The 17,797-nt window shown below is 60.3% G+C and carries 20 protein-coding genes and 2 tRNA genes; 2 read left to right on the top strand and 20 right to left on the bottom strand.

All coding sequences use genetic code 11. From position 1 onward, the window contains the following. Nucleotides 1-147: 147 nt before the first annotated feature. The 17 genes from AC07UR_RS02695 to AC07UR_RS02615 form a co-directional block, all read right to left on the bottom strand. A complete protein-coding gene (locus AC07UR_RS02695) occupies nucleotides 148-918 on the bottom strand; it encodes a cephalosporin hydroxylase family protein (protein WP_209787558.1) in 771 nt (256 codons plus the stop codon). Further along, entirely contained in the window at nucleotides 911-1,972 is a 1,062-nt protein-coding gene (locus tag AC07UR_RS02690; RefSeq protein WP_209787560.1) for a class I SAM-dependent methyltransferase, read from the bottom strand. Before AC07UR_RS02690 ends, AC07UR_RS02695 begins: the two co-directional genes overlap by 8 nt. Nucleotides 1,973-1,976: 4 nt before the next feature. Beyond that, nucleotides 1,977-2,810, bottom strand: a complete 834-nt coding sequence (locus AC07UR_RS02685) for an NAD-dependent epimerase/dehydratase family protein (RefSeq protein WP_209787562.1) — start codon at nucleotides 2,808-2,810, stop codon at nucleotides 1,977-1,979. After that, nucleotides 2,807-4,030: a class I SAM-dependent methyltransferase gene (locus AC07UR_RS02680; protein WP_209787564.1), complete on the bottom strand. Its 1,224-nt coding sequence runs from the start codon at nucleotides 4,028-4,030 to the stop codon at nucleotides 2,807-2,809. Before AC07UR_RS02680 ends, AC07UR_RS02685 begins: the two co-directional genes overlap by 4 nt. Further along, nucleotides 4,027-4,587 carry a dTDP-4-dehydrorhamnose 3,5-epimerase family protein gene (locus tag AC07UR_RS02675; protein ID WP_209787566.1) on the bottom strand — a complete coding sequence of 187 codons (561 nt, stop codon included), beginning with the start codon at nucleotides 4,585-4,587 and terminating at the stop codon, nucleotides 4,027-4,029. The genes AC07UR_RS02680 and AC07UR_RS02675 overlap by 4 nt, the downstream gene beginning before the upstream one ends. Next, complete coding sequence (rfbG, locus tag AC07UR_RS02670) at nucleotides 4,584-5,663, bottom strand: CDP-glucose 4,6-dehydratase (protein WP_209787568.1); 1,080 nt, start codon at nucleotides 5,661-5,663, stop codon at nucleotides 4,584-4,586. Before rfbG ends, AC07UR_RS02675 begins: the two co-directional genes overlap by 4 nt. Beyond that, nucleotides 5,645-6,418 carry a glucose-1-phosphate cytidylyltransferase gene (gene rfbF / locus AC07UR_RS02665; protein ID WP_209787571.1) on the bottom strand — a complete coding sequence of 258 codons (774 nt, stop codon included), beginning with the start codon at nucleotides 6,416-6,418 and terminating at the stop codon, nucleotides 5,645-5,647. Before rfbF ends, rfbG begins: the two co-directional genes overlap by 19 nt. A gap of 283 nt (nucleotides 6,419-6,701) precedes the next feature. Next, nucleotides 6,702-6,777: transfer RNA gene (locus AC07UR_RS02660), tRNA-Phe, on the bottom strand. A gap of 181 nt (nucleotides 6,778-6,958) precedes the next feature. Then, nucleotides 6,959-7,168, bottom strand: coding sequence for a DNA gyrase inhibitor YacG (gene yacG, locus AC07UR_RS02655; protein WP_209787574.1), 210 nt, complete (start codon nucleotides 7,166-7,168; stop codon nucleotides 6,959-6,961). Nucleotides 7,169-7,173: 5 nt separating this feature from the next. Beyond that, nucleotides 7,174-7,794 carry a Maf-like protein gene (locus tag AC07UR_RS02650; protein WP_209787577.1) on the bottom strand — a complete coding sequence of 207 codons (621 nt, stop codon included), beginning with the start codon at nucleotides 7,792-7,794 and terminating at the stop codon, nucleotides 7,174-7,176. 50 nt (nucleotides 7,795-7,844) lie between these two features. Then, entirely contained in the window at nucleotides 7,845-8,063 is a 219-nt protein-coding gene (infA, locus tag AC07UR_RS02645) for a translation initiation factor IF-1 (protein WP_004435948.1), read from the bottom strand. A 124-nt stretch (nucleotides 8,064-8,187) separates the two neighbouring features. Next, on the bottom strand, nucleotides 8,188-8,655 hold the full coding sequence (locus AC07UR_RS02640) for an arsenate-mycothiol transferase ArsC (RefSeq protein WP_209787580.1): 468 nt from the start codon (nucleotides 8,653-8,655) through the stop codon (nucleotides 8,188-8,190). Nucleotides 8,656-8,669: 14 nt separating this feature from the next. After that, on the bottom strand, nucleotides 8,670-9,146 hold the full coding sequence (locus AC07UR_RS02635; RefSeq protein WP_115418517.1) for a UPF0262 family protein: 477 nt from the start codon (nucleotides 9,144-9,146) through the stop codon (nucleotides 8,670-8,672). Then, complete coding sequence (gene hisD, locus AC07UR_RS02630; protein WP_234941610.1) at nucleotides 9,143-10,447, bottom strand: histidinol dehydrogenase; 1,305 nt, start codon at nucleotides 10,445-10,447, stop codon at nucleotides 9,143-9,145. The genes AC07UR_RS02635 and hisD overlap by 4 nt, the downstream gene beginning before the upstream one ends. Before the next feature lie 37 nt (nucleotides 10,448-10,484). Continuing rightward, nucleotides 10,485-10,925, bottom strand: a complete 441-nt coding sequence (locus AC07UR_RS02625) for a DUF2948 family protein (protein ID WP_173418964.1) — start codon at nucleotides 10,923-10,925, stop codon at nucleotides 10,485-10,487. 106 nt (nucleotides 10,926-11,031) lie between these two features. Further along, on the bottom strand, nucleotides 11,032-12,324 hold the full coding sequence (murA, locus tag AC07UR_RS02620) for a UDP-N-acetylglucosamine 1-carboxyvinyltransferase (RefSeq protein WP_209787586.1): 1,293 nt from the start codon (nucleotides 12,322-12,324) through the stop codon (nucleotides 11,032-11,034). 160 nt (nucleotides 12,325-12,484) lie between these two features. After that, complete coding sequence (locus AC07UR_RS02615) at nucleotides 12,485-12,724, bottom strand: hypothetical protein (RefSeq protein WP_173420949.1); 240 nt, start codon at nucleotides 12,722-12,724, stop codon at nucleotides 12,485-12,487. 158 nt (nucleotides 12,725-12,882) lie between these two features. On the opposite strand from AC07UR_RS02615, the gene AC07UR_RS02610 reads away from it, so the two are divergent. Both AC07UR_RS02610 and AC07UR_RS02605 read left to right on the top strand, forming a co-directional pair. Next, nucleotides 12,883-12,957, top strand: a tRNA-Thr gene (locus tag AC07UR_RS02610). A 282-nt stretch (nucleotides 12,958-13,239) separates the two neighbouring features. Next, the gene (locus tag AC07UR_RS02605; RefSeq protein WP_025425871.1) at nucleotides 13,240-13,449 is read left to right on the top strand and encodes a cold-shock protein; all 210 of its coding nucleotides are present in this window, start codon (nucleotides 13,240-13,242) and stop codon (nucleotides 13,447-13,449) included. A gap of 574 nt (nucleotides 13,450-14,023) precedes the next feature. Here the strand turns inward: AC07UR_RS02605 and pncB are convergent. The 3 genes from pncB to AC07UR_RS02590 form a co-directional block, all read right to left on the bottom strand. Further along, nucleotides 14,024-15,328: a nicotinate phosphoribosyltransferase gene (gene pncB, locus AC07UR_RS02600; protein ID WP_209787588.1), complete on the bottom strand. Its 1,305-nt coding sequence runs from the start codon at nucleotides 15,326-15,328 to the stop codon at nucleotides 14,024-14,026. Nucleotides 15,329-15,457: 129 nt separating this feature from the next. Beyond that, a complete protein-coding gene (gene pncA / locus AC07UR_RS02595) occupies nucleotides 15,458-16,057 on the bottom strand; it encodes a bifunctional nicotinamidase/pyrazinamidase (protein ID WP_173418961.1) in 600 nt (199 codons plus the stop codon). 181 nt (nucleotides 16,058-16,238) lie between these two features. Next, nucleotides 16,239-17,426: a polysaccharide biosynthesis/export family protein gene (locus AC07UR_RS02590; RefSeq protein WP_173418960.1), complete on the bottom strand. Its 1,188-nt coding sequence runs from the start codon at nucleotides 17,424-17,426 to the stop codon at nucleotides 16,239-16,241. Between the last annotated feature and the right edge of the window lie 371 nt (nucleotides 17,427-17,797).

The raw sequence follows: 17,797 nt of genomic DNA, 5'->3' as shown, positions 1-17,797 counted from the left end.
CAAGCCGGCGGATGCGCCGATGGCTTGCTGAAGCAATAGATCGCGTCTCAGTGTAACGCAGATCTATTGGAGATCTTCGATAGGCTGCATCCGGGCAAGTGGGACAGGTCGGCAAACCGGTCCCGCTTCACCACTGTCCCGCTCAAGCTAGCTAAGACGCTTCAGGTATCCACCAGGGGCGACCGTGATCAGAAGTTTGTTGTCGATCGACTGATCGACTTCGAACTCCGGATGCACCTTCAGATACTCGGCTACGGCCGATTTCGGACTGTCGCCAGGGCCCCATGGGCGGTCGCCCGACAGTTCCTTTGGCAGATCCTCGACCACGGTGTCGAACACAACGCAATAGCTGCCGACGCTGGTCAGGGGTGCATAGAGATTGAGCTCTTCGAGAACATGTGCATGCGTATGGTTGCTGTCGAGGCTGACAAGAACGCGCGAGTAATCCGCCGCCACCTTGCGAACCTGCTCCACGATCTCCGGCGCTGTGCTCGAGCCCTGGATCATCTCTATCCGCGACGCCATCGGGTGGGCCTCGATCGCGGCCTTGTTGTGGGCGCGGATATCAATGTCGATGCCAAGAACCTTGCGCTTCGGCTTCGCCGGATCAACCATTTCGCCCTTCTCGGCGGCCTCCGACAGTTCCAGCAAGGCCAGCATCGAGGCGTTTAGGATCAGCGAGCCGCCATGGGCAATGCCGGTTTCGATAATCAGGTCCGGTTTCACGGCCCAGATCAGTTCCTGCATGGCGACCATATCCTGCGGATACTGGATGATCGGCCGTCCTAGCCAGAAATAGTTGTAGGAATACTGTGAGGCGATCGACGTGCGCATGAACTGGGCGGCGCTGTCGTTCAGGTCTTTGTTTGCCGGCACGGCTGCCACTCGGGCTTCAACCTCCTTGGCGAAGTCACTCATTGTCGATCCCCACATAGGTATAGGCGTTATGAGACAGCATTCGAATTTCCTCGAGATAATTGGAGTTCATGACGTAGATGATCGATCCATGTGGAAGTTTCGCCAGCGCGTCTTCCGGTGAATGCACCATGAGGCCCGTCGCCGGCAGAAACTTGCCTTGCTTGGCCGGATTGATGTCGATGACCATATCGACCGGCTGTCCCTGACGGGACTTGAGCAGCGAGAAGGTCACGCCCTTCGACGCGCCGCCCCAGATCGCCGAGCTGCCGCCGGGCGCGATCGTGTCACCAAGCGTGCGGGTGAAGTCGGCGGGGAAACGCACCCGATCGGCTTCTTCGCACACCGGCGGGCGCAGCGAGTCGAGCTCCGCCACCACGTAGAGATACTGGCCGCCAAAAATGCGGCCGCTTTCGATGACCGTGCCGAAGATCCGGTGGAAATCGGAGAGGCGGAAATAGTTGACGTGCTCGTAGAAGATATCGAACCAGGCGCGGTGCTCCATGATCCAGTCGAAGCAGGGCACTTCAAGATAAATGCGCCCCTTGCCGCCGTTCGCCTTGCAGAGTTCGACGAGGAAATCGTAAGGGTTCTGGATATGCTCCAGCACATGGCGAAGGATCAGGTCCTCGCCCTGCACATCGACGCCCGCCTCGAAATAGTGTCGTTTGACGCGCGGATTGTCGCCCTCGTAGGTCGGGTCGAAACCGGTTAGGTCGAAACCCTTTTCGAGCAGCATTTCAAGGAATAGGCCTTTGCCGCAACCGACCTCGACGAGGTTCTGACGACCCATCGTGCGCTCGACGATGCCGGAGACCATTTCCAGATGCTGGTGGAAATGCTGGCTGACGCCCTGCTCGTTGTTGTAGTTGCCGTCATAGTCCATGAGCTTCGGGTCGAACGCATCATTGTCGATGAGCCCGGTTTTCAGATCCTGCACCAGCCGGATATCGCCCTTGGCGCAGCTTTGCGCTTCCGCCGCCGTCGAATAGACTCGGTTCTGGAATGTCGGCAATTGTGACTGCTCATAAAGCAGCGCTTTGTCTTTGGTCGTCATCTCATCACCCAGTTAATCCCACGACGCATGGAGGATCTACCAGATTGTCGGGGCGCGCGCCGAATCGCAGAAGATCGCGGCGGTTATATTCGTCGGCCACCCGCTCGGCTATCTGCCGCACCGTGACCGGTGTGCCCGAGCAGATGTTCACCGGCCCGGTTTTGTCCCCGAGCCCGATATCTGCAATCTGTTTTCCCGCATCGCGGACGTCCATGAAATCGCGGATCTGGTTGCCGCTGGTCAGCTCGACCGGATTGCCGGCGGAAAGCTGCGCCCGCAGATAGGGAAACAGTCGCCGCTCGTCTTCACCCTCGCCAAACAGATAGAACAGCCGGCACCAGGCAAAAGCAATACCGTGTAGCGGCAGCCATTGCGACAGCGCCATGAAAACCGCGGCCTTCGCACCTGCATAGGGGCTGATCGGACGAAGCGGAGTGTCCGTCGACAGCATACCGGCCGACAGGTCGTATTCGAAACAGGTGCCAACACCGACAAACCGCCTGACGCCCGCCAGCGCCGCCGCCTGCGCCATCCGCAGCGTGCCTTCGAGACAGACGATGTTTTCTGCCGAATGGAGATACTTGCCGGGTTCCGCATACCAGGCAACATGTATGACGGTATCGATGCCTTCGAACGCCTTCGCCCACCATTCGACCGACTGGCGAAACAGATCCGGTGTCGTAACGACCTCTTCCACAGCGGAAAGATCCCCAAGCCGGCTTTCGGATGATCCCTCGCGAATGACCAGCCGCACGGAAGCGCCCGCTTCGGTCAGGGCGCGCAGCACCTGCCGACCGACAAAACCCGTACCCCCGGTCAGAAGAACGCGGTTCGTCATGTGATCTGCAACCTGGGCACGGCGGTGACGAATTTCGTGCCCTGTCCGGCGAGCGATGCAAGCTGCTGGCGGACTTCCGCCGCGATGTTCCAGGGCAGGATCATCACATAATCCGGGCGGTTCTTGATGATTTCGTCCGGATGCAGGATCGGGATATGGCTACCGGGCATAAATTTGTTCTGCTTCGCCGCTGCTGCATCGCAGACGAAAGGCAACAGATCGGGTTTGACACCGGCAAAGTTCAGCAGCGTGTTGCCCTTGGCGGCGGCGCCATAGGCGGCGATCGTCTTGCCGTCGCGTTTGGCCTGCAGCAAGAAAGCCAGCACATCGTTCTTGACCTGCTCGGCCTGCCGCTGGAATGCGGAATAGGGCGCGGTGGTCCGCAGTCCTTGCGTTTCCTCTTCGCTCAGCAGTGCAGCGACCGCATCGGTTGCCTGGCGCTTGTCGTCGGCATGGCAGCCGTAGATACGCAGACTTCCGCCGTGGGTTGGCAGCTCTTCCACGTCAAAGACCCTCAGGCCGACGCTGTCGAAGATCTTTGCCACCGTAAAGAGCGACAGATAGGAGAAATGCTCGTGATAGACCGTGTCGAACTGATTGTGTTCGATGATCCGCATCAAGTGCGGGAATTCGAGCGTCACGGTACCGCCGGCTTTCAGCGCAGCCTTCAAGCCACGGGTGAAGTCGTTGATGTCAGGCACATGAGCATAGACATTGTTGCCGAGAATGAGATCCGCGCTTTTGCCCTCTGCCGCCAGTGCGGAGCCGATCGCCTCGCCGAAAAACGCACGCAAGACCGGCACGCCGAGTTTTTCCGCGGCATCGGCAGTGCTGTCCGTTGGCTCCACGCCCAGGCATGGGATTCCGGCGGCGACGAAATTCTTGAGGAGATAGCCGTCATTGGAGGCAATCTCGACGACCATGCTGCTCGAGCCCAGACCGAGCCGTGTGGTCATCATCTCGGTATAATGCTTGGCATGCGCGAGCCAACTGCTCGAGGCGCTGGAGAAGTAAGCGTATTCGGCGCTGAACAGCGCATCGGCAGCGGCATAATCCTCTGTCTGCACTAGCCAGCACTCTTCGCAGACCTTGAGCCGCAAAGGGAAATAGGTTTCCGGCTTGGCGAGATCCTCGACAGTCAGGTAGGCATTGGACGGGGGCGCGAAGCCGAGGTCCAGGAAATCGCACCGAAGTGTGGAACCGCAGTGGCGGCAATTCATGGCGTCAGTCCCGCAAATTGATCTGTCAGATAGGGGTGTTTTTGGTCGCGCTCGGACATTTCGGTGATCTCGAGCGGCCATGCAATATCAAGAGCCGGGTCCTTCGCATGCAGCGCACCTTCGGAACCGGCGATGTATGGCTTGGAGTGCAGATAGATCAGCTCGCAGTCGCTGGTCAGCGCCTGGAAACCGTGCGCGAAACCTTCCGGGATCAACAGCGCACGGCGATTTTCTGCAGAAAGCTCCTGCGCATGCCATTTGAGGAATGTAGCAGAACCCGCCCGCAGATCGACGGCGACATCGAGAACAGCGCCGCGGACGCAGCTGACCAGCTTCATCTCTGCATGTGGTGGATGCTGGAAATGCATTCCGCGAACGGCACCTTTTTTCGCCGTCATTGTAAGGTTGATCTGGGCAACCGGCTTCAACCATCCAGCAGCGCCAAGTTCGTCTGCACAGAACATGCGGCTGAAGAAGCCGCGCGAATCGCCAAGGTTCTGGCGTTCGACCAGTTTGAGACCAGCCAGCGGCAGGTCGATAACGGTGAACCGGCTCAAGGCTGGGCCTCGTAATCGCGGATTTCAGCTTCGCAGAGAGTCCGCACGTCAGCATTGTCGTCCTGAGCGCGATACCATTTCATCGTCCGGTCAACGGCCTCGGCCAGCGACCATCGTGGTTCTATCCCGAGCATATGCCGCGCTTTCGCCGTTTCGAGGGCAAGCCAGCCTGCCTCGTGCGGCCCCTCGGTTCCGTCGCCATATTCGACTTCGCCGCGGCCATAGGACGCGCGGGCAATGTCGATCACCTGCCTTACGGAAGCGGCATCGTTGCTGACGGGTCCGAAATTGAAGGCGTCGGACAAAGATGGATCACTCCACAGCCGTTCGGCCAAGACGAGATAGGCGCAAAGCGGTTCAAGGACATGCTGCCAAGGGCGTCGCGCTTCCGGCCGTCGCACATGCAGAACATCGCCAGATTGCCACGCCCGCACAGCGTCCGGCAGCAGCCGGTCGGTCGACCAGTCGCCGCCGCCGATGACATTGCCGGCGCGTGCAGTGGCAACAGCCACGCCTCGCTCGCGAAGAAACGAATCCCGATAGCTCGCAATGACGATTTCGGCGGCGGCCTTGCTGGCGCTGTAAGGATCGTGGCCGCCGAGATGATCCGTTTCCCGGTAGGGAAAGGCGTGTTCGAGATTGCGGTAGACCTTGTCGGTGGTGACCGCCAAGACAACACGGGTGGAAGGTGTCGAACGTACCGCGTCGAGAAGGTTGGCAGTGCCCAGGACATTCGTGGCGAACGTGCCGAGCGGATCTTGATAACTCGGCCGCACCAGCGCCTGCGCGGCGAGATGCAGGACGATCTCGGGCTGAGCGGCTTGCACGGTTTCTGCAAGCCTGACGCCGTCACGAATATCGAGGATATGGCTTTCCGCGTCGGTGCGTGCCAGCGTAAAGAGGTTTGGCCGTGTCTCGGGAGCGAGAGAAACACCGGTGACCGTGGCGCCCAGCTGCCTCAGCCAGATCGCCAACCAGGCGCCTTTGAAACCGGTGTGCCCTGTCAAAAGAACGGATTTTCCCGTCCAGAAACTTCTGTTTGGTCTGGCGCCGCCCATCACTGCCAGATCTTCCATGGTGCCTTTCCCGATGCCCACAGGTCTTCGAGCATATTCTTCTCGCGCAACGTATCCATCGGCTGCCAGAAGCCGTCATGTTCATAGGCCATGATCTCGCCCTTGGCGGCCAGTGTCGTCATGGGGTCCGATTCCCAAGGCGTGCTGTCACCCTGGATCAGATCAATGCACTTTGGCGACAGGACAAAGAAGCCACCGTTGATCAAGCCGCCATCGCCGCGTGGCTTCTCGACGAAACCGGTGACCTGGTTACCGCTACGTTCCAGAGCGCCATAGCGGCCCGGTGGGTGCACGGCCGTGACTGTGGAAAGCTTGCCGTGCCCGCGATGAAACTTGATGAGCTCGGTAATATTGACGTCGCTCAGCCCGTCTCCATAGGTGAAGCAGAAGCTGTCCTCGTCGCGCAAATAATCACCGACGCGCTTCAGGCGACCGCCGGTCATCGTCGTTTCGCCGGTGTCGATCAGTGTGACTTTCCACGGCTCGGCGCTGCGACGATGGACCTGCATCTCGTTCAAGGCCATGTCGAAGGTGACATCGGACATGTGCAGGAAGTAGTTGGCGAAATACTCCTTGATGACATAGCCCTTGTAGCCGCAGCAAATGACGAACTCGTTCACGCCATGGGCGGAATACAGTTTCATGATATGCCAGAGGATCGGCCGACCGCCGATCTCGATCATCGGCTTGGGCCTCAGATGCGTCTCTTCGGAAATACGGGTTCCCAGCCCTCCGGCCAGAATCACAGCTTTCATTTTCATCACTTCCAAGAAGTCTTGGTCTGGCCTCATCCGCTGTCGTTTCATGGAGCAGAGGAGTTCGACTTGTCAACCGGCGCACGAAGTCGACACCTTATTGGCGTGCAATTCTCGATGGAAATATCTGGTGGGGCCGGACCAGTTCTCAGTGCAGACCAACAGCACGATGACCCTTGAATGGAAGAGCATTGGCGGGGCTCGCGTTACAGCGTAGGAGCCTATTTCCATAAAAGGGGAAACAAAACAGCTTTGCAAAAACCATTCGTCTTTGAAAGATGAATGGTGCCCGGAGGCGGATTTGAACCACCGACACGCGGATTTTCAATCCGCTGCTCTACCAACTGAGCTATCCGGGCATCCTGCCGTTGCGGGCAGCGGTTCCTTTCGGAACCCTCGGGGCGTTGTTTGTGCCCCGGAAGCGAGCGGGGTTATAACATGATGTTCGGCGGTGTCCAGCACCAAATGAAAGTTTTTTGGCAGTTATTTCAAAGAGTGTGGAAAAAGCCGAAAAACTGAGGATATTCAGGCAGATCGCGGTCAGCGATCGTCGTCGTCGGCTTTCGACTCGTCGTCTGCCACAGGAATGGCGTAGGAGCCCGAGAGCCAGCGGTTGAGGTCGACATTGCGGCAGCGATCCGAGCAGAAGGGATAGTGCTCGCGGTGCGAGGGGCGAGCGCATTCGGGGCAAGGACGCGGTGCGCGCAAGGGTGCGACGTTCGAGCCGCTTTTCTTGTCTTCGTCCGTCACTGCCTTCAGCCTTCCAGCCAACGATTGTGAACGTCGTAGCCTTCACCGACCAAAAGGCCGACGGTCTCATAGAGCGGCAGGCCGACGACATTGCTGTAGGAGCCGACGAGCTTGACGACGAAGCTGCCGGCGATGCCCTGGATGCCGTAGGCCCCTGCCTTGCCGCGCCACTGGCCGGAAGCAAGATAGCTCTCGATGTCGAAACCGGAAAGACGCTTGAAGCGGACCTTGGTGTCGACCACCTTCTGGCGCAGCGTCTTGTCAGGCGTGATCAGGCAGACACCCGTATAGACCCGGTGGCTGCGGCCAGACAGCAAATGCAGGGCGCTCGACGCTTCGCTGACGAGCTCGGGCTTCGGCAGGACGCGCCTGCCGACGCAGACGACCGTGTCGGCCGCCAGGATATAGCTGCCATCCCAACCGGCCTCACCCTTGATCGCGGCCAGCGCCGCCTTCGCCTTCTCGGCCGAAAGACGACGCGCCAGCGAGCGCGGATGCTCGGAACGCTTCGGCGTCTCGTCGAGATCCATCGGCATCAGGCGCGCAGGCTCGATGCCTGCCTGGGCCAAAAGCTCGACGCGACGCGGCGAACCGGACGCCAATATCAGTTTTTGAGCCGTTGTCATCGGAACGCGCCGTCACCCCAGAGATATGATGAAGCCACCGGTCTGGCGGTTTACTTGAAGCGGTAGGTGATGCGACCCTTGGTCAGGTCATAGGGCGTCATTTCGACGAGCACCTTGTCGCCTGCCAGAACGCGGATGCGGTTCTTGCGCATGCGGCCTGCGGTGTGGGCAATAATTTCATGTTCATTTTCGAGCTTCACGCGGAAGGTCGCATTGGGAAGCAATTCCGTGACCACGCCCGGGAACTCGAGGACTTCTTCTTTCGCCATGTAGGACTGTCTTTCTGTGTTTGTTCGGGGATACGACACGCATCCCGAAAAATTCGCCGGAAACTACACAATCGACGAGGATTTGTGAACCGCTTTGCGCCGGCTTTTCAGCTTTTGTACTGCCTTAAGCCTTTTCGTCCGCGGGCGCCACTACCAGACGGCGATTAATCAGCGTGGCCAGGTGATCGCGAACGGCGCGATAGGCATCGACGATCTGCTCGCGCGTGCCGGTGGCAACCGTCGGGTCCGGCGTCGGCCAATAGACCACGTCGACGGCCATGGAGCGCGTCAGGTCCAGCGCCAGGTGATGAGCCTCCGGCGCCAGCGTGACGATGAGGTCGAAATAATCGTCCTCGAGCTCGTCGAGCGTGCGCGGCTGATGCCGCCCGATGGACAGCCCGACCTCGTCCAGCACCACGTCGACGAAGGGATCGCGCTCGCCGTGGCGCACGCCGGCCGAGGCAACATACGTACCTGGGGGCAGCGCAGCCTTGGCGAGAGCCTCCGCCATCGGCGAGCGGATCGCGTTCATGCCGCACATGAAGAGAACGGAGCGTGGCGTTTTCGGCTGGCGCGTCGCGGTTCCCGTCATTCCGGTCTCCGCCGTCATCCGCGCCAGTAGAGCACGCAGACGAGCGTGAACAGGCGGCGGGCGGTGTCGAAGTCGAGCCGGATCTTGCCTGACAGGCGATCCATCAGCGTCTGCGAACCCTCGTTGTGGATGCCGCGACGCCCCATGTCGATCGCTTCGATCTGGCTCGGCGTCGCCGAACGGATCGCCTCGTAGTAGCTTTCGCAGATAAGGAAATAGTCTTTCACGATCCGGCGAAACGGTGTCAGCGAGAGAATATGGGTGGCGACGTCGGATCCCTTCTCGGTCGAGATCGCAAAGACCAGTTTTGCGTCCATCAAGGAGAGGTTGAGTTTGTAGGGGCCGCCCGGATGGCCGACCGGCTCGAACAGGTTTTCTTCGAGAAGATCGAAGATCGCAACCGCGCGCTCATGCTCCACGTCGGGCGTCGAACGGCCGATCGTCTCGTCCAGTACGACATCGCAGAGGCGCTGATTGCGGTCTGCCTTCATCCCGCATCCCCGAGATTGAGGCGGATCGCGACCGAGCGCGCATGGGCCTCAAGCCCTTCGGAGCGCGCCAAAGCGATTGCCGCCGGCCCGAGGATGCGCAGCTGCTCCGCATCGAGCCGCAGGATCGATGTGCGCTTCATGTAATCGAGAACACCGAGGCCGGAGGAGAACCGCGCCGAGCGGGCGGTCGGCAGCACGTGGTTCGAGCCGCCGACATAATCGCCGATGACTTCGGGCGTGTGGCGTCCGACAAAGATGGCGCCGGCATTGCGGATCTTCGCGACCATCGGCTCGGGATCGGCAAGCGCCAGCTCCAGATGTTCGGCGGCAATGCGGTTTGCAAGCGGTATCGCCCTTTCCAGATCCGGTACCAGGATGATCGCTCCGAAATCGCGCCAGCTCGCAGAAGCCGTCTCAGCACGCGGCAGCGTCTTCAGCTGCCGTTCGACCGCCGCCTCGACGGCCTCGCCGAAGGCGGCATCATCGGTGATCAGGATCGACTGGGCGCCGACATCGTGCTCGGCCTGCGCCAGAAGATCGGCGGCGATCCAGTCCGGATCGTTGTCGCGCTCGGCGATGACGAGCACTTCCGACGGGCCGGCGATCATGTCGATACCGACAGTGCCGAAGACCTGGCGCTTGGCGGCAGCCACGTAGGCATTGCCCGGGCCGACGACCTTTGCGACCGGCGCGATGGTGGCGGTGCCATAGGCAAGGGCTGCCACGGCCTGCGCACCGCCGATGCGGTAGATTTCCTCGACGCCGGCAAGACGCGCTGCCGCCAGCACAGCCGGGTTGATCTTGCCGCCATTGGCCGGCACAACCATGACGATGCGCTCGACACCGGCGACCTTGGCCGGCAGCGCGTTCATCAACACCGAGCTTGGATAGCTCGCCGTGCCACCGGGCACGTAGAGCCCGACGGCATCGACCGCCGTCCAGCGTGAGCCGAGGCCGACGCCCATCGTGTCCTCGTAGATATCGTCCTTCGGCCGCTGGCGGGCGTGATGCGACTCAATGCGAACGGCGGCGACCTTGAGGGCGCCCAGCACTTCCGGCTCTACGGCCTGGATTGCCGCGTCGATTTCCTCGGCACTGACGCGCATAGGCGTCGTCGCGAAGTCGATACCGTCGAAGCGGGCGGAATATTCCGCCACCGCCGCATCGCCGCGCAGGCGCACATCGTCGATGATGGCCTTGACCGCCGCATTGACGTCCTCGGAAACTTCACGCTTGGTGGTCAGAAACGCCGCGAACTGCTGTTCGAAGTTACCGTCGAGATAGTTCAGCCTGATTGCCAACGCAAAATGTCCTTGTCGTATGCCTGTGTCGCGGAGCTCAAACGCCTTCGGGATGCCGGGGCTTGAAAGCGGTTTCCCATGCCCCGCCGGTATCTGCAAGCTGCACCTCGATGCATTCCACATCAAGGGCAATGGACGCGTCGCCGGCAAGAACGAGTTCGACTGTGCCTTCCGGCCCCTCGCCGGCGACCTTGAATGTTACTGCCAGCAGGTCGAGCACGGCCTCGCCATTGCCACGATCAAAACCGAGCGAACGCACCGCACCCACCCGCTTGAACAGGAGCACGGCCCGTCGACGCTCGAAGGAACGGCGCTTGCCATCGGCCATCTCCCAGACGAACCGGTTGACGCTGAGCGAAAACTGCTTGCGGCGCGCATCGTATTCCAGCCCGGAAACCTTGAACACGGCATCCTGGACGTGGGCGGAGACGACGGCCAGATCCTCTTCATCGAGCGCCAGCAGCTTCAGACCATCCATGCCATCCATTCCTTTCGCTTTCGTCGCACATTTTGCGTGCCACAATTGAAATGGACATAGGACGTCGCGCCTGAAACCGCAACGGCATCAGGCGCGACGGGTAAAATCAGTCGCTGACGCGCTCGACATGGGCGCCGCAACGGGTGAGCTTTTCTTCCAACCGCTCGAAGCCGCGGTCGAGATGGTAGACGCGCGACACCATGGTTTCGCCTTCCGCCGCAAGGCCGGCGATGACAAGCGAGACGGAGGCACGAAGGTCGGTTGCCATCACGGGCGCGCCCTTCAGCCGGCTGACGCCCTCGATCTTGGCGGTCTGGCCCGACAGCGAGATCTTGGCGCCAAGGCGGGCAAGCTCCTGCACGTGCATGAAGCGGTTTTCGAAGATCGTCTCGGTGATATGCGACGTGCCCTTCGCCATGGTCATCAGGCCCATGAACTGCGCCTGCAGGTCGGTCGGGAAGCCCGGGAAGGGATCGGTGACGATATCGACCGGCTTGATGCCGGCACCGTTGCGCACGACGCGGATGCCGCTGTTGGTCTCGGTGATCTCGGCGCCGGCGCGGCGGATCGCTTCCAGCGCGGTGTCGAGCAGCGCCATGTCGGTGTCTTCGAGGATGACGTCGCCGCCGGTCATGGCAACGGCCATGGCGTAGGTGCCAGTCTCGATGCGGTCAGGCAGGACGCGGTGACGGGCGCCCGACAGCGAGCGCACGCCCTCAATGGTGATCGTCGCGGTGCCCTGGCCCGTGATCTTTGCGCCCATGGCGTTCAGGCAGTTGGCAAGGTCGACAACCTCAGGCTCGCGCGCGGCGTTGCCAAGCACAGTGGTGCCGTTGGCAAGTGTCGCTGCCATCATCAGCACGTGGGTGGCGCCGACGGAAACTTTCGGGAAGGTATAACGCGCGCCGATCAGGCCGCCGGCCGGGGCCGTCGCATTGACGTAGCCGCTGTCGATCTCAATGTTGGCGCTGAGCGCCTGCAGGCCCTCAATGAACAGGTCGACCGGACGCGTGCCGATGGCGCAGCCGCCCGGCAGCGACACGCGGGCCTTGCCTTCACGCGCCAGAAGCGGGCCGATGACCCAGAAGCTTGCGCGCATCTTCGACACCAGCTCGTAGGGCGCCGTGGTGTCGACGATGTTGCGGCAGGTGAAATGGACCGTGCGGGCGTAGCTTTCGCCCTGGCGCTCGCGCCGGCCGTTGACCGAGATATCGACGCCATGGTTTCCGAGGATGCGGATCAACTGCTCGACGTCGGCCAGATGCGGAACGTTTTCCAGCGTCAGCGTATCGTCGGTCAACAGCGATGCGATCATCAGCGGCAGGGCCGCATTCTTCGCGCCGGAAATCGGGATGACCCCGTGAAGTTCATTCCCGCCTACAATCCTGATGCGATCCATGAGGCCTCTCGAACGGGCTTGGCCCGCCTTTCCAAAAAAGTGAAGTGTGTCTGAAGGCGCCTCTTTAGGGGAGACGCCGCGAAATTAGAAGTGCCTTGAACGCATGGCAGCCACGGCCGCCTGCTCCCACGAAAGACCGCCGAACGGCGCCCTGCCCGTACTAATCTTCCGATTCGTCCGTTTTTGCGGCAGGCAGGCCGATCGCCTCGTCGGGGGCGCCGGACCGGCGCGCGCGCATCTGCTGCTTGCGGCGCTGGAGATTGTCGCGCAGCGTCTTGGCGAGGCGCGCCTTCCTCAGGTCCTGCTCGGTCGTATCCTTTTGCCGGCGCTTTGCCGGCGCGCTCTCCGGCTCGGTCAACGAAGCTTCGCCCTCAGCGCTTTTCTTGTCGTCTGTTTGCATGGTGGATGCATTAGCGCAAAAGCAGGGGGTTCGGAAGCCGAAACGGATTTTCTCACAGGACAACAGCGAAAACTTCAAAATGCTGCTTGCGCTCCCCGTCCAGCTATGGCAATAGCCGCCTCGCTTGATGCGGCTTGTCAACGAACCGGCCGCGAGATGCTGCTATAGCTCAGGGGTAGAGCACTCCCTTGGTAAGGGAGAGGCCGAGAGTTCAAATCTCTCTAGCAGCACCATTTCCCTCTTAGACATGCTTGAAACATTGCCAGCATTCGGCGGCGCCAAACCGCGCTGGGCGCTCATATGTGCATAGCCGCACAGCCCGCCCAGGCATCGACAAACAAAGCCTTGCAATCGTCACATTCAGCTCTTATTTGGCGGAAATCGATATTGCTGACGAACTTTGTGTCGGCGCCCTAAGCGCGTGAGAGACGGACTTCCCTCTTCAAAATCGGTTATCCTGATCCGGAGGTTTGTTTCCGGGAATGTCTATTACGAACGATTGAAAGGGAATCGTCATGGCTACAGGCACAGTAAAGTGGTTCAACAGCACCAAGGGTTTCGGCTTCATTCAGCCTGACGACGGCAGCCCGGACGTGTTCGTTCACATATCGGCCGTTCAGCGCGCAGGCCTTTCCGGCCTCAACGAAGGTCAGCAGATCAGCTACGAGCTGACGCGCGACCGCAAGACCGGCAAGTCTTCTGCAGACAACCTGCAGGCCAAGTAATTTTCGCGCGTCGCTGCCGAACGCAGATGTGCGGGCGGCGGCACAGCGAATGGGAAGGTCGGGTTCGCCCGGCCTTTTTTGTTGCCCTGATGTCACCGGCGACGGACAGATCTCTCTAAAAATCGGCGGCGGTCCAAGCTGGAATATGCAGCGGGCTCAAGCCAGCACAGCGCCACCAGCGCGTCCTGCTCGGCGGCAGCACGACCAGGCTTCGATCGCACGCAGGGAACGTTTTGCGACAGCCGGCGTTACCTCTTCAACGGCAATGACGTGGAGGTTTTGAAATGAAAGGCATCGTTCTCTGGCTCATGGGCGTACCCCTGATCGCCATCATCCTGCTTTACATGTTCGTGTTTTAACCGCTCACCGAGGCGATCCGGCTATCAAAGCATTCAAGCGGAAGATTTAATTTGTAGTTGCAGGCGGCGAAGAATGCGCCTTAACGCAACCTTAAGATTCGCCCCCTAGATTTGATATTGCGATGATGGACAATCCCAACGCTTAAATCCCCTTTTGAAACCGGCTCTCGCCGGTTTCTTTTTGTCCGGCGCGTTGCACAGCCTTCTCGCCGCTATCAGACCTTGACGGCCTGCTCGACGAAATCCTCGCTTCCGAAGAATTTAAGGTAGCGCTGAACCTCTGCCGCGTCACCGGTCGCCTTACGGGGGTTGTCCGACAGTTTGACAGCCGGCCGGCCGTCGGCATCACTGACCTTGCAGACGATCGATATCGGGTTGAGGCCCTTGATCTCCGTCGGCGCGCAATCGGCAAAGTCATTGGTGAGGTTCGTTCCCCAACCGAAGCTCATGCGCACGCGCCCTTCGAAATGCCGGTAGGTTTCGATGATTGTCTCGACATCGAGGCCGTCGGAAAAGATCAGCAGCTTTTCGCGCGGGTCTCGCCCCATCTTCTTCCACCAGGCGATGATCTTCTCGCCGCCCTCGATCGGCGGGGCGCTGTCCGGGCGAAAACCGGTCCAGTCCGCCACCCAGGCTGGCGCATCGCGCAGGAACGCAGCTGTGCCGAAAGCATCGGGAAGAACGATCAACAGATTGCCGCCGTAGAGCTGGTTCCAGTCCTGGAGCACCTTGTAGGGCGCCTGGGCGAGTTCGGTGTCGTTGCGGGCGAGCGCCGCTGCCACCATCGGCAGCTCGTGCGCGTTGGTGCCAAGCGCTTCCAGATCCGTATCCATTGCCAGAAGCACGTTGCTGGAGCCGGAGAAGGATGCGCCGATGCCTTCCTTCAGGGCCTCGACGCACCAGCGCTGCCACAGGAAGCTGTGGCGCCTTCGGGTGCCGAAGTCGGAGATCCTGAGGCTGGGATATTGCCTGAGGCGCTCGACCTTCGACCACATCTTCGCCTTGGCGCGGGCATAGAGAACGTCGAGCGTGAAGGGGCCAAGGCCCTTCATCGCCGAGCGCGAGCGCAGCTCGTTGATGATCGCAAGCGCCGGGATTTCCCACATGGTGGTTTCGGCCCAGCGCCCGCGGAAGGTCAGCTCGAACTGGCCGTCGCGTCGCGACAGCTCGTAGTCCGGCAGGCGGAACTTTGCCAGCCAGGCCAGAAACTCGGGCGAGAAGATCTGCTTGCGGCCGTAAAACGAATTACCGGCAAGCCAGATCATTTCCTTCTTGGAGAACCGCAGGTCGCGAGCATGGTCGAGCTGCTCGCGCAGCTCGTGCTCGTCGATTTCGTCGGCGAGCCGCACGGTCTTGGTGCGGTTGATCAGCGAGAAGGTCGCGTCCACATCCGGATAGAGCTGCCAGATCATCTGCAGCATCAACAGCTTGTAGAAATCCGTGTCGAGCAGGCTACGCACAATCGGGTCGAGCTTCCAGGCGTGGTTGTAGACGCGCCTGGCGATATCGGTCTTGGTCATCTCAGGAATTGCTCCTCCTGCAGTGCCACGCGTCTTACGAGACGCGCAAAGGTCGCTGCCACACGTTGAACTTCAGCATATTTCCTTAATCCGAATGCGAATTAAGGAAATATGCAGAGGGGCACAGGGCTAAAGCATCCGCACGCCGGCTTGCCGCATGCGCGTGATCATGGCGGCGAGCGAGCCGTTCAGATCGATACCCCTGCTGGCATCGAGCACGACCGAGGTCGAAAACCCTCTCGCAACCGCGTCGAGCGCTGAAAAGGCCACACAAAAATCGGTCGCCAGACCGCACAGGGTGACGCTGTCGATACCGCGGTCCCGGAGGTAGCCGGTCAAGCCGGTCGGCGTCAGGCGATCGTTCTCGAAGAAGGCGGAGTAGCTGTCGATGCCGGTGCGAAAGCCCTTGCGGATCACCAGTTCGGCACGCGTCCATTCCAGCGCCGGGTGAAAATCAGCACCTGCGCTGCCCTGAACACAATGATCAGGCCAAAGCGTCTGCTCACCATAGGGCATCGTTATCGTTTCGAACGGCGCTTTTCCCGAGTGGACGGAGGCGAAGCTCGAATGTCCGTCGGGATGCCAGTCCTGCGTCAGCACCACATGTTCGAATGTCCGGATCAGATCATTGACCACAGGCACGATCTCACCGCCGCCGGCGACGGCGAGCGCTCCACCCGGGCAGAAATCGTTTTGCACGTCGACGACGATCAACGCTTCACCAGCCATCGCTTTTCCTTCGACCGGACCAATCCCTATCGATCACCAAAATCGATTTAAGTCCAAGATCAATCACAGAATTTGAGTGACGGCAACCCGCTTCGAACGCTTCGCGGCCCGTTCCTCGAACGCAAAAGAAAAAGGGCGCCGACCGCGGTCGACGCCCCTCTTATACTGTATTTCGAATGGATCAGTTGTTGATGCTGTTGATGTTGTCTGCGATCGAGAAGCCGGAATTGGCAATGCCGACCGGCTGAGCAACAAAGTTCAGGAACTTCGAGAAATCGACCGACGGATGGCGCGATGCGTAGATCACGTCGCGATTCTTGATCGGGAATGTCTGGCCGACGATCAGGCTGTCCGGCTTGCTCATGTCGAAGCGGTAGACGATCGGGTAACGTCCCTGGCTGTCGGTCTTCATGCCCTTGCGCAACATCTCGTTGAAGCGCTGCTGGCCGAGAAGGCTCATGACCACATCCGGCTCTTCGTAACGGAAGATGAAGTAGCCCTTCATGTCGAGCGCGTAGTCGGAACCACCGCCGGCAAGCCCCATCGCTTCCAGCAGATTGAGATCGTTGGCGCCGAATTCGACACGCTGGTTCGCCTTGACGGCGCCGAGGATCGTGAAGCGGCGCGGATCGCGCGCGACGAAGATCTGGTCGCCCGGCTTCACATGGATGTTTTCCGACGGGTTCTCGATGATCGACTTCAGCAGGACCGTACCGGTCTTCTTGCCGCGCACCAGCGTCACATAGGTCTCGTAGGGCTGAGCGACCGGGCCGCCTGCCTTGGCGATGACCTCGTTGATCGTTTCGTCGACGAGGCTGAGCGGCACGACCGAGGACTTGCCGACGGCCCCCGAAACGGTGACGTTGCGCGACGCGGTGCTCATGCTCGTGACGATGACGTCAGGCTCCACCGCCTTCTGCTTCAGCGCTTCCAGGATTGCCTGGCGCGCCTGCTCCAGGGTCAAGCCGGCAAACTGGACCGGCCCGACATAGGGAATGGCTGCCTTGCCGTCAGGCTGAACGACCAGATCGATGCTTGTCTGCTTGGAATCCTGCGTCGAGAAGAGACCGTCGCTGCCGGCCTCGAAGATCGACACTTTCAGGGCGTCACCGACACCGATGACGACGCGGCCGACGCCGCCGCCAACGCCGAACCGGCGGTTGAGCGTCGACGACACATAGTCGGAAACAAGGCGCGCCGACTGACCGGTTACATCGACGATATCAAAGACAGTGGCATTCTTTCGACCGATTTCGGCGCCGGATTGACCAGCATCCGCAACAATGGCTCCGGCCAGTGGCCCTTCGCCCGGAACAGCCTGACATCCCGCAAGTGCGGTAGAAAGCAGAAGGGCAGCTACACGTTTCAACTAAGATACTCCGAATTCGGCACAGGTATGATTCTGTTCATAGTTCTGCGCCGCATGATCTCCCGGTCGGGAATCCGCCGGTCTCTGAAAAGCACAATAGCCGTCTCACAACAAGTCACTTGCAGACGATGACGAGCAAAATAATTGGCCCTGCGCCTTTCCGGTCATACCTCCTACACCTTGCCGGGTTTGCCGCCCGATTTGTCTTGGATGAAGGTTCTTGGCATGTATATGTTAGGCCTTTGGACTTGAAAGCTAGGCACTTTAAGTTAAAAGCTGACTAATGAGGCGGAACGAATATACATGGGGATAACCCTGGGGCGGGACGATTGGCGGTTGCGTTTTCCGTTTGGAGCCGCAATCGCAGATGC

It is taken from the genome of Ensifer sp. GW821-FHT05G01, assembly GCF_059419585.1.
This window is presented reverse-complemented; position numbering and strand designations above follow the sequence as displayed.